This is a genomic window from Chrysiogenia bacterium (genome assembly GCA_020434085.1).
GTDB lineage: Bacteria > JAGRBM01 > JAGRBM01 > JAGRBM01 > JAGRBM01 > JAGRBM01.
Map to the genome: position 1 here is coordinate 1 of JAGRBM010000204.1, position 4,221 is coordinate 4,221.

General features: G+C 65.4%; 4 protein-coding genes. All 4 read left to right on the forward strand.

Going from position 1 to position 4,221, the window contains the following annotated elements; translation table 11 throughout:
* Positions 1-800, forward strand: an 800-nt coding sequence (locus tag KDH09_06745; protein ID MCB0219376.1) for a hypothetical protein, incomplete at its 5' end; no start/stop codon positions are given.
* A gap of 87 nt (positions 801-887) precedes the next feature.
* The gene (locus tag KDH09_06750; protein MCB0219377.1) at positions 888-2,066 is read left to right on the forward strand and encodes an efflux RND transporter periplasmic adaptor subunit; all 1,179 of its coding nucleotides are present in this window, start codon (positions 888-890) and stop codon (positions 2,064-2,066) included.
* A 26-nt stretch (positions 2,067-2,092) separates the two neighbouring features.
* Positions 2,093-2,800 (forward strand): ABC transporter ATP-binding protein, encoded by a 708-nt coding sequence (locus KDH09_06755; GenBank protein MCB0219378.1) that lies wholly within the window; start codon positions 2,093-2,095, stop codon positions 2,798-2,800.
* A complete protein-coding gene (locus tag KDH09_06760; GenBank protein MCB0219379.1) occupies positions 2,797-3,963 on the forward strand; it encodes an ABC transporter permease in 1,167 nt (388 codons plus the stop codon). Before KDH09_06755 ends, KDH09_06760 begins: the two co-directional genes overlap by 4 nt.
* The last annotated feature ends 258 nt before the right edge of the window (positions 3,964-4,221 follow it).

Genomic DNA, 4,221 nt, shown 5'->3' on the forward strand with positions numbered 1-4,221 from the left:
GCGAGACCAAGGGCCTCTGGGACAAGGTGCAGCTCCTGCTGGCGCTCCATCGCTACGTCGACGAGTTCATCGCGCTCAAGGTCGACATGGTGGTCTTTGTCGGCACGCCCGCGACCGAATACGGGGCCGCACGTGCCGCCGACGCGGGGCTGCCCGTGATGTTCGTGGGCGTGTCCATGCCGGCAGCCATCGACGAGATCGAAAAGGGCTGGATCACCGGCGCAAGCACCTATGTGGAGCCCGACCGCATTCTCAACCTGGTGCGGGCCCTGCTTCCGAAAGCCAAGCGCCTGGGCTTTGCGCTGAGTCCCGACCCCAACGCGCAGAAACTGGTGGACGAGTTGCGTCCGCTGGCGGAGAGCCGCGATTTCACCGTCGATGCGTTCGATGTCGATTCCAATGCCGATTCGCACAAGGCGGCAAAGCACTTCCTGGAAACCCGCCCGGACGTGTTTCTCATCCTGCCCGACACGTGGATCGGGCGCGACGATTTCGTCAATGCCGACGTCTTCCGCAACGACATGCTCGGGCCCGCGAAGATCCCCACGGTCTCGCTCGTATTCGAGGCCTTCGACCTCTATCCCGATGTGGTCGCGGTATCACTGGGCATCCCCTTCGAGACAAGCGGACGCATGGGCGCGCCCATTTTCGACCAACTGGTGAACGGCAAAGCGCCCAGACAAGTCCCCATCGCATATCCGTCCAAGAGCGATATTCGCGTCCATGTCCAGACCGCCCGCCAGACCGGCATTGAAGTCACAGGCAGCCTGCTCAAGCTGGCCACTGAGGTGGCCGAGTAAGTTGTATTACGAGGAACTGCTCTCCCGCGGCTTCGAGCCCCGGGCCTCGCTGGCGCCGGTGGGCGCTGCTCACTACACTCCCAGTCCATGAGCGCTGAGACAGATCCCAAAGACGACATCGAGGCAAAGGCGCGGCGCCTTGATCCCGAGCTCGAAAAGGATCTCAAGATCCTGGGGCTGGGCCCGGGCGGCCAGCGCGCGCCGCGTCCGAAGAAGCGGCGCGTGAGCTCGTGGATGGTGCTGCTGGCGCTTGCCGTGCTGGTGGGCGGCGCGCTGTGGGTGCGCAAGAAGCTCGAACCGCCGAAGGTCACGCTCACGCCGGTGAGCCTGCGCGAGGTGGGCCTTCCCGAGGTGAGCCTCACCGCCGCCGGGTATCTGGTGGCCAAACGCCAGATCACGGTGAGCAGCAAGGCGCAGGGGCGCCTCATCGAAATGGCGGTGGAGGAAAACCAGCAGGTCAAAGAGGGTGACCTCATCGGTCGCATCGAAAACGACGAGCAGGAAGCGCAACTCCGCCTGGCCGAGGCGCAGCTCGCGCAGGCCCGCGCCGATTGGGAACGCGCCCGCGACCTGGCACGCCAGAATATCACTTCGGAGGCCGACGCTGAGAAACTGCGCACACAGTATGAAGTCGCCAGGGCCCAACGCGACCTGGCAAAACTCTCCTACGACAACACCTTCATCCGTGCGCCGATCAGCGGCACGGTCATCGAGAAGCTGCGCGACGTGGGCGAGTTTCTCACCATCGGCGTGAGCGCTACGGGCGATCCCGGCACGGCGATCGCGACGCTGGCCGATCTCTCGGAAATGCGCGTCGAGCTGGAGATTTCTGAGACGGAGATCTCCAAGATCAAAATGGGCGGCGTCGCGCTCGTTACGCCCGAGGCCATGCCGGAGCTTCGCTACCTGGCCGACGTGGTGGAGATCGGCGCCATGGCCGACCGCGACAAGTCGATCATTCCCGTCGAAGTGCGCCTGCGTGCGCCCGACGCGGCGCTCAAGCCCGACATGACGGCGAAGGTCTCGTTCCTGGTGTCCGAACCCGAGGGCGAGATCCGTCTGGCGCCGGTGGTGCCGAAGAGCGCGGTTCGAGGCGGCGCCGTCTTCGTGGTCGAAGACGGGCGCGCGGTAGCCAAAGCGCTGAAGCTCGCCCCGACGGGCGAGTATTTCGAAGTGCTCTCGGGCATCGAGGAAGGCGCGCTCATCATTAAGGAACCTCCCGCCGATCTGAGCGCGGGGGCGCGGGTGAGTGTCGGCGAAAAGTGAAATCCCGACTGACAGAAGTCTCGTCCATCGCGACCCGTGCTGCTGCCGAGCCCGGCGCGCTCGTGGAGATCCGCGGCCTCCAGAAATCCTACTGGCGCGGTGATTCCGAAGTGCCGGTGCTCTTCGGCATCGACCTGGCCATCGCGCGCGGGGAATTCGTTGCGCTCATGGGACCCTCGGGCTCGGGAAAGAGCACGCTGCTCAACATCATCGCGGGCATCGACATTCCCAGCGACGGGATCGTGAACATCGGCGGGCGCGACATCCAGGGAATGCCCGAGAAGGATCTCGACCGCTGGCGCAACGAGTCCATTGGCTTCATCTTCCAGTTCTACAACCTCATCCCCGTCTTCAGCGCGCGCGAGAATGTGGAGCTGCCGCTGCTGCTCACCGATCTGACCGGCAAGGAGCGGCGCGAGCGCGCCGAGGCGGCGCTTCGCATCGTGGGCCTTGGCGACCGGATGGAACACACGCCCAGCGAGCTCTCGGGCGGCCAGCAGCAGCGCGTGGCCATTGCGCGCGCGCTGGTGAACGATCCGCTGCTCATTCTCGCCGATGAACCCACCGGTGACCTCGACGCCCACAGCGCCTCTGAAATTCTCGATCTGATGGGAATTCTCAACGCCGAGTTCGGCAAGACCTTCATCATGGTGACCCACGATCCGCGCGCGGCCGAGCGCGCGCGCCGCATGGTGCACCTCGACAAGGGACTGCTCAGCGAGGACGCGCCATGAACGCCGGACGTTTCACGCCGCTTGTCGTCAAGCAATTGCTGCGAAATCGTCGCCGGAGCATCCTGACCTTTCTGGGCCTGGTGATGTCGTTCTTTCTGTTCACCTCGCTCGAGAGCGTGCTTCATACCCTTCGCAGCATTCTCGAGCGCACCGGCAGCGAAGCGACGGTGTTCACGCGCCCGCGCTACGGCGTGGCGTTCTGGACGGCGGCCATTCCCGAGTCCTACCTCCCGCGCATCCGAGCAACGAAGGGAGTGCGCGCTTCGACGCCCTATCTCTTCTTTGTCGGCGCGGGCAAGAAAGAAGGCGAGTTCACCCTGGCGCTGGGGGTCGACCCCTACAGCGTGCGCGATGTGCGCACCATGGAAGGCGTCACTGACGCCGAGTTCGCTGAGTTTCGCGGCCGGCGCACCGCCGCCATCGTGGGTGAGCGCGCGGCCGCGCAGAACGGCTGGAAGGTGGGCGACAGGATCACCGTCCGCGGCGCCGCGGGCACCGTCCCGATCAGCGTGGATTTCGACGTGGTGGCCCTCGCAGATGCCGAGGGGAACTTCGGCCGCGTGGTAGCCGGGCACCTTGGCTACCTGCAGGAGCGCACCGGGCAGGAGGGGCGCGTCACCTTCATCGTCTCGGCGCTGGAGAATCCCGAGAACAGCGGTCCGGTGATCGAAACTCTCGATGAGACATTTCGCAACTACACCGTGCCCACTGAGACGATCAGCGAGAAATCCCACCTGCAGACCGTGCTGGGCGGGCTCGGCGACATGCTCTTTGCCTTGCAGGCAATCAGCTACCTGGCGCTCGGCGTAACGGTGCTCGTCGTGGCCAACACCATCGCCATGGGCGTGAGAGAGCGAACCGTGGAGCTTGGCACCATGCGCGCGCTCGGGTTCTCGCCGCGGCTGGTGAGTACGCTGGTGCTCAGCGAGGCCGTGCTGCTCTCGGCGCTCGGCGCGGTGGCGGGATCGGCCACGGCCTGGGCGCTCTTCCACTACGGAATCATCAGGATGCCCGAGCAGGTGGACTTCCCGCTTCGCACCGACGTGCGCCTGGTCTGGAAGTCCGCGCTGCTCTCTGTGCCGGTCGGGCTGCTTGCCGCCGCCCAGCCGGCCTGGCAGACGGCCAAGATGACGATCACCGACGCGCTTCGGTTCGCGGACTGAAGAAGCGCCCGAAGGGCGCGACAAATCAGCCCTCTCCCTCAAGGGGAGAGGGTGCCCGAAGGGCGGGTGAGGGCGCGAAGCTGGTACACGCATTCCACCCTCACCCAGGCACGGCTGCGCCGCGCTTTTCTCTCTCCCTGAAAGGGAGAGGGGCTGAGCAGTAGAGGACTCAATAGATGGCCATTCCACTGACCTACTCGATGCGCAACATCATCGCCCGCAAGCGCTCGGTCGCGGTGACGGTGGTGGGTGTGGCGC